Origin of the sequence: Streptomyces sp. NPDC059900, from assembly GCF_050270335.1 — a bacterium.
Taxonomy (GTDB): domain Bacteria; phylum Actinomycetota; class Actinomycetes; order Streptomycetales; family Streptomycetaceae; genus Streptomyces.
The window spans coordinates 1-3,977 of record NZ_JBNNJZ010000684.1; the positions used below are offsets into that span (position 1 = coordinate 1).

The 3,977-nt window shown below is 72.9% G+C and carries 3 protein-coding genes and 2 pseudogenes; all 5 read right to left on the reverse strand.

The window, feature by feature from the left end:
* Window positions 1-253: pseudogene (locus ACQKIP_RS41945) on the reverse strand (MFS transporter); the annotation flags it as partial.
* Window positions 250-708: a MarR family winged helix-turn-helix transcriptional regulator gene (locus tag ACQKIP_RS41950; protein ID WP_427745407.1), complete on the reverse strand. Its 459-nt coding sequence runs from the start codon at window positions 706-708 to the stop codon at window positions 250-252. The gene ACQKIP_RS41950 and the pseudogene ACQKIP_RS41945, both read right to left, overlap by 4 nt.
* Window positions 709-774: 66 nt before the next feature.
* Window positions 775-2,994: a 2-dehydropantoate 2-reductase gene (locus ACQKIP_RS41955; RefSeq protein ID WP_365856968.1), complete on the reverse strand. Its 2,220-nt coding sequence runs from the start codon at window positions 2,992-2,994 to the stop codon at window positions 775-777.
* Window positions 2,991-3,842, reverse strand: coding sequence for an SDR family NAD(P)-dependent oxidoreductase (locus ACQKIP_RS41960; RefSeq protein ID WP_365856970.1), 852 nt, complete (start codon window positions 3,840-3,842; stop codon window positions 2,991-2,993). Before ACQKIP_RS41960 ends, ACQKIP_RS41955 begins: the two co-directional genes overlap by 4 nt.
* Window positions 3,842-3,977, reverse strand: a pseudogene (locus ACQKIP_RS41965) (MFS transporter); the annotation flags it as partial. The gene ACQKIP_RS41960 and the pseudogene ACQKIP_RS41965, both read right to left, overlap by 1 nt.

Below are 3,977 nucleotides of genomic sequence, written 5' to 3' on the forward strand. Positions count from 1 at the left end.
GGCCCGCACCGAGCCGGCCCAGGACCGGCGTGGCGACGGCGCCGCTGAGCAGCGCGACGGTCAGCGTCCACTGCGCGCTGCCGAGCGAGACGTGGAACGAGGTCGCCACGCTGGTGATGAGCGGCGCCCCGAGGCTGGCGACCGCCGCCACGACCAGAGCGACGAACATCAGGGCGGGGACCAGCAGCCGCGCCTCGGAATGCGCCACCGGCAACGCCTTCGCCGCGCTCCCGCCGACCGGCTGCCCGCTCACTGCTTCGGCGCTTCGCGGTCCTGGCTTTCCAGCTCTGCCAGATGCTTCAGCGCCGGAAGGGCCGCCAGCAGTGCCTCGGCCTCGTCGCCGGTGAGCCCGCCGATCAACCGCTCGAAGGCGTGGACGCCCGCCTGGTGCCGCGTGCGGACATAGGAGGCGCCGGCCTCGGTCAGGCACACCAGCGTGACCCGCTTGTCGGACGCGTCGCCCCGCCGCTCGACCAGGCCGGACTCCTCCATCACCCGCACCAGGGCGGTCATCGCGGGCTGGGTGACGCCCTCGACCGCGGCCAGATCGGTGATGCGCCGCGGTCCGGTCCGCTCCAGGGTCGCCAGGGTGGCGGCGGACGTCAGGCTCATGTCCCGGGGCAGGCGTCTGGCGGCCCTGGTGGCCAGGCCGTAGAGGGCTGCCCCGATGGCGGCGGATGCGCCAGGGGTGGTGTCTTGGCGGCTCATGCCCGAAGCATAGCAACTTTATATTCATAGTTTATGTAAATCTGGAACCACGAGGTCAACTGCCCCTCACCCGGCCAGCGATGCCAGCACCACGGCTGCCAGCGCGGCGCGTGCGGTCATGCCCGATGCCGAGGTGTTCTCCGAGCGGGCGTGGGCGCCTGAGCCGACCGCGCCGATGCCGTCAAGAACCGGTGTTCCCGCGGCCACCACGAAGTTGCCGTCGCTGGCTCCTCCGACGGACGTCTCGCGCAACTCCTCCCCGAGCAGCGCCGCGCACCGCTGGGCCAGTTCCGCGTACGCGGCGACGTGTGCGGTGCGCTCGAAGACGGGGCGGTTCCAGTCCCCGCCGACCTCCAGGCGGGTGCGCGGGTCCACCGGGCGCAGTGCGGCAAGGGCCGTGGTGATGCGCTGCTGCTCGGAGTTGGAGGCGACCCGTACGTCGATCTGGGCGAGGGCGCGCCCTGCGGTGACGTTGCTGCGGGTGCCGCCTTCCACCACGCCCACGTTGAGCGACGTACCGGCGCCGCTGTCGCGCAGGGCGGCCAAGTGCATTACCTGGTGAGCGAGTTCGTCGATCGCGCTTGCCCCGGCGGCCGGGTCGAGCCCTGCGTGGGCTTCCTTGCCGGTGACCGTGAGCGTGAACAGGCCCACTCCCTTGCGGGCCGTTTTGATCGCGCCGTCGGCGGCCGCCTCGAAGACCATGGCGAGCCTGCTGGCGCGGGACTCCTCGACGATGGCATCGTGGGAGCTGAGGCTGCCGGTCTCCTCGTCGCCGTTGAGCATCAGGGTGCAGGCGGGCCGGGGCAGGCCCAGCGCGTCGAGCGCACGCAGCGCCCACACGGCCTGCACCAGACCGGCCTTCATGTCGAAGACCCCGGGCCCGCTGAGGTGGTCGCCGTCCCGTCGGAAGGGCCATTCTTCGAGGGTGCCGGTCGGCCAGACGGTGTCGTAGTGGCCCAGGAGCAGGACCGGCCGGGTGTCTGGGCCGGCCGCGCCACGGGCGGGGTAGCGGCGTACGAGGATGTCCCCGGTGCTGGTGCGGGGCAGGATCTCCTCGGCGTCCGGTGCACCCAGGCGTTGGTCGAGCCAGGTGCGCAACCAGCCCAGGCAGGCGTCGAGTTCGCCGCGGTCGTCGCTGGCGCTGCCCTGGGAGGTGTAGGCGTCGAGGTCGGCGACCATGTCCTCGCGGTGCTCCTCCAGCCAGCGCCGTACCGCATCGGCCTGCTCTGCCTGCGGCAGGCGCGCATGTATCGCGGGCTCGGCGAGGCGGTCGAGGTCCGCCAGGCGCGACTCCGACATCTGCTCGGGGGCGCCCTCCAGTTCGAGCAGACCGTCCACGACCGTGCGCAGCAGGGGAGTGGGCAGTCCCTCGCGCGCCGCATGGTCGAACACGTCGGTGTAGTGAGTGGTGACCTCCACGGGCCGGTGGCGTACGGCCAGGTCGCGCCAGATGCCGCTGCGGTCCTTGGACTGCGTGCGCAGCCACGCGGTCAGGCGGTCGAAGGCGGCATCGCGTGCGGCCGGATCCTGCCCCGGCCGCAGCGGGTGCGGATCGAAGGCGTCGAACGCCTCCAGACTGATGCCGAGGCGGTCGGACACGGCGAAGATCTCGCCGGTCAGCGCGGTCATGGCGGGCCGGTGCCGGTCGATGAGGTCGGCCATGGGGGCGTCGGCGAGGGCGGTGGCGGCGAGCATCGCGCCGAAGCCGGCCTTGGCCCACAGATAGCCCTCGACGTTGTCGCTGGCCACCGCGGGACCCCAGCTGTGCAGGTCGGACACGAGGGAGCTAACGCGCTCACTGACCGGGGCGCCGCCGGGCTCGCCGATGACCAGCGCGCCGGCGCCGCCGTCCTGGATGACGCCCGGCGCGATGACGTCGGCGAAGATGTTGACGAACGCGGCCACGGTGCGCTCGGCGCCCACGTGCACGGCGATGAGGTCTTCGTTGAAGCCGTTCTGGAGGGAGACCACATAGCCCTCCGGTGCCAGGCGGGGCGCGATCCAGGCCGCCGCGCTCGCGGTGGCCTGGGCCTTGACGGCCAGCAGCACCCGTCCCAGCGTTCCTTCGAACTCGTCCGGCGTGGTCGCGGTGACCGGCACTGCGGTGCGGGTGGCGCCGTGCGCGACGACCAGTCCGTCGGCGCGGATCGCCGCCACATGGGCCGGGTCGGTGTCGACGACGGTGACGGGATGGCCGGCCTGGGCGAGCGCGAAGGCGAGCGTGCCGCCGATCGCGCCCCCGCCGACGACGGTGTAGGCGGCCCGCTGCGGGGAGGGGGCGGTCATGGGGTAAGTCCTTTTGTCGGGGCGGCCGGTGTCGCGAACAGTTCGGGGTCGGGGGCAGGGGCGGCGGTGGCAGCGAGGGCCGCGGGGGTGTCGCCGTCCTGCCAGATGCGGGGCAGGTGCAGGGCGCCCGTACTGGATCCGCCGTCCACTCGCAGTACCTCGCCGGTGATCCAGGAGGCGTCCGGGCCCGCGATCCAGCACACGGCGCGGGCGATGTCGTCCGGGCTGCCGGGGCGGCCGAGCGGGTTGGCGTCGATGGCCGCCGCGTACTGGGCGGACACGGGGTTGCAGTCGCTGGCGACCTGGACGAAGCCGGGACTGACGGCGTTCACGCGGATGTGGTGCGGGCCCAGTTCCAGGGCGGCGGCGCGCGTGGCCATCTCCAGGGCGGCTTTGGAACTGGCGTAGGGGCCGCCGCCGGGGCGGGCCCTCAGGGCGGATCCGGAGGAGATGTTGACGACCGCGCCGGGTCGGCCGGCTGCCCTGGCGAGGCGGGCGAACGCGGCGGTGGCCAGGACCGGGGCGCGCAGGTTGACGGCGAACAGCCGGTCCCAGGACCGGGCGTCGACGTCGGCCATGTCCAGGGACGGATAGACGCCGGCCGCGTTGACCAGGACGTCGATGGGGCCGTGCCCCGTCCAGGCCTGCTCGACCAGGGCGGCGGGAGCGTCCGGGTCGGTCAGGTCCGCGGCGAACGTTGACGCGTCGCCGAGCTGCGCTGCGGTCTGCTCCAGTACTTCGGGGTCGCGGTCGGCGAGGGTGAGCCGGGCGCCCCGCGCGGCAAACTCAGCGGCGATTGCCCCGCCGATGCCGCCCGCGGCACCGGTGACGAGCACATGCGGCGTCATCAGTCGAACTCCTTGTCCTTGGTCTCCGGCATCGTGAGGTAGACGAGGAGGGAGACCAGCGCCGCGACGGAGACGTAGATCCACAGCAGGTTGCTGTGGCCGCTCTCGTGCAGCCAGGTGGTGAGGTAGGGAGCC

Excerpts from the sequence above, each read along its gene's own strand:
- ACQKIP_RS41955 (WP_365856968.1), bottom strand. The coding sequence starts at position 2,994 with ATGACCGCCCCCTCCCCGCAGCGGGCCGCCTACACCGTCGTCGGCGGG.
- ACQKIP_RS41950 (WP_427745407.1), bottom strand. The coding sequence starts at position 708 with ATGAGCCGCCAAGACACCACCCCTGGCGCATCCGCCGCCATCGGGGCA.
- ACQKIP_RS41960 (WP_365856970.1), bottom strand. The coding sequence starts at position 3,842 with ATGACGCCGCATGTGCTCGTCACCGGTGCCGCGGGCGGCATCGGCGGG.